The 2,470-nt window shown below is 34.8% G+C and carries 3 protein-coding genes; 2 read left to right on the forward strand and 1 reads right to left on the reverse strand.

The window, feature by feature from the left end:
* Window positions 1-62 precede the first annotated feature (62 nt).
* Window positions 63-443 carry an autonomous glycyl radical cofactor GrcA gene (gene grcA / locus G322_RS0118705; RefSeq protein ID WP_022943197.1) on the reverse strand — a complete coding sequence of 127 codons (381 nt, stop codon included), beginning with the start codon at window positions 441-443 and terminating at the stop codon, window positions 63-65.
* A 350-nt stretch (window positions 444-793) separates the two neighbouring features.
* On the opposite strand from grcA, the gene ung reads away from it, so the two are divergent.
* Together ung and G322_RS0118715 are read left to right on the forward strand one after the other, a co-directional pair.
* On the forward strand, window positions 794-1,444 hold the full coding sequence (gene ung, locus G322_RS0118710; protein WP_022943198.1) for a uracil-DNA glycosylase: 651 nt from the start codon (window positions 794-796) through the stop codon (window positions 1,442-1,444).
* A 74-nt stretch (window positions 1,445-1,518) separates the two neighbouring features.
* Window positions 1,519-2,058: a hemerythrin domain-containing protein gene (locus tag G322_RS0118715; protein WP_022943199.1), complete on the forward strand. Its 540-nt coding sequence runs from the start codon at window positions 1,519-1,521 to the stop codon at window positions 2,056-2,058.
* Window positions 2,059-2,470: the final 412 nt, after the last annotated feature.

The raw sequence follows: 2,470 nt of genomic DNA on the forward strand, positions 1-2,470 counted from the left end.
TTTTAGGCACAAAAAAAGGAAGCTTATGCTTCCTTATGTCATTTTTATTTTAGCTGGCTACTTTACATAGACTCAGTAAATGTACGTGTTAGAACGTCTTGTTGTTGTTCTGGCGTCAGTGAGTTAAAACGCACTGCGTAACCAGATACACGGATTGTTAATTGTGGGTATTTTTCTGGGTGCTTAACGGCATCTTCAAGTGTTTCACGACGTAATACATTTACGTTTAAGTGTTGGCCACCTTCTTGTGCTACTGGTGCTTTAAGTTCCACTTCTTTATATTCGATTTCGCCAAGATCTTTAATTGCAATAACTTGATCTTCTGCATAAGCGTTGTCTTTAACACATAAACAACGTGCTTGTGCGTTTGCTTCATCTAATAACCAGAAAGAGTTAAGTAGAGATGCGTTGTCTGATTTAGTGATTTGAATACCAAAAGCCATGATGAGCTCCTTTATTAGTTTAAAAGTACGTAATAAAATTACAGTTTGGTAATATTTAAACAGGAAACCGAAACTGCGTTAATAAATCTACAGTGATTATATGACCTAGTTTGCTTGATGTAAATCAATAATCACATATTTTTTCTGTGGGTTAATTGCTTGTTTATTGCGCTAGATCATGGCGATTTTCGAGGTGAGTGATCTCGCTACTTGGTACTTTGTTTTATGTCAATTTTGCTATCTGTAATAATATTTCATCGTTTGTTGTTAATGAAGTGTTAAGATAATGTTAATATTTAACAGTTACTTACGTGGTATATTTGTTTGGATTAAAAACAGGAAATATAAAAATGAGTTGGCAACAGTTTATACAATCAGAGCAACAGAAAGAATATTACCAAACACTTTTAACCTTTTTAGATAATGAGAAAAAATTGGGTAAAGAGATTTATCCACCCGAAGCTTTATACTTTAATGCGTTACAGCTTACTCCGTTAGAAAATATCAAAGTGGTTATTTTAGGACAAGATCCCTATCACGGAGAGGGGCAAGCACACGGGTTAAGTTTTTCTGTGCCTGATGGTGTTAAAATCCCTCCCTCATTACGTAATATTTACAAAGAGTTAGCAAATAGTGTTGATGAATTCAACCAACCTGAGTCAGGAAATTTAACGCATTGGGCTGTGCAGGGGGTGTTGTTATTAAATGCAGTGTTGAGCGTTGGGAAAGCAAATGCGGGTAGCCACACTAAAAAGGGTTGGGAAATATTTACTGATAATATTATCAAGGTTATAAATGACTCACAGAGTGATGTTATTTTCCTGTTATGGGGCAGTTATGCACATAAAAAAGGTGCATTGATTGATACGCATAAACACACCGTTTTAAAATCGACACACCCCTCTCCTTTGTCTGCTTATCGTGGATTTTTAGGCTGTGATCATTTTAATTTGGTGAATGAGATTCTGCTCAATAAGGGTAAAAATAAAATCAACTGGTAGTTTGATTTAAGGCAGAGTTTTTAAATTTTTGATGGTTATACTGATTTTATCTTAATCTAATACGAGTAGCAATTATGTTAGAAATTATTCACCGTGATCACCGCAATATTAATCAATTATTAAGAATTTTACGTAAAAAAATTAAATTATTAGAGAACGATGAGAAGATAGATTACCGTTTAGTTAAGGTGATTATTAATTATTTAAAAAACTACTCTGATAAATATCATCATCCGATGGAAGATCTTATCTATGCTTATTACCTTAAATATCGTGTCGTGCCAGATGAGGTTGCGATTCGATTGTCACAAGAGCATAAATTGATTAAAGAGGTAACCATTGAGCTTGATGAACTGGTGGATATGATTTTACTGGATGCCATTGTGCCAAAAGAGCAGTGCCTTGAAAAGTTAGCCGTATTTGTGGAATTACAAGCTGCTCATTTGATGTATGAGGAGTCACAGGTTCTACCTGCAATTAAAGCGAGTTTATCGGCAGATGATTGGGTGAACCTTGAACAACAGTGGCAACATAGCCATTATGATGATCCCTTGTTTGGTGACAATATTAGTGAAGAGTATAAAGCGTTAGCTGAACGTATTAATCAAGGGTAATGTTATGTAGTGTGATAACAGTCTTGTCATCTATTTAATAGAAAAACGACAATGATTCACCACGAAGCTAATGCGTTATACCGATTACATTAAGTATGTGATCTAAATTTTGCGCAGGAAAAATAGCTAAATTTAAGGCGTAAATTGACGTAAATGGTTGTTCCCTTTACAAAACTTACAACGCAGAAGTGAGTTGTTTTAACCAGTAAAATAGATTAGCTATTTACTGTAATTGGTATTACATAGCGGATACGAAGATAACACAAAAAACAATCAGTCCTTCAAGACGTTAATTTTTGCTTTCCAAACTTCGTGGTTAATCGGTTTTTTTGGGGAGGAGTGTAATACCATTCCGCTTAATATAATGATCAGGTTTTACGCAGGGTAAATGACTAAGGTCAAGGCGCATGAT

This window comes from Psychromonas hadalis ATCC BAA-638 (assembly GCF_000420245.1).
GTDB classification, from domain to species: domain Bacteria; phylum Pseudomonadota; class Gammaproteobacteria; order Enterobacterales; family Psychromonadaceae; genus Psychromonas; species Psychromonas hadalis.

Coding starts and splice junctions, on each gene's coding strand:
- ung (WP_022943198.1), top strand. CDS start 794: ATGAGTTGGCAACAGTTTATACAATCAGAGCAACAGAAAGAATATTAC.
- grcA (WP_022943197.1), bottom strand. CDS start 443: ATGGCTTTTGGTATTCAAATCACTAAATCAGACAACGCATCTCTACTT.
- G322_RS0118715 (WP_022943199.1), top strand. CDS start 1,519: ATGTTAGAAATTATTCACCGTGATCACCGCAATATTAATCAATTATTA.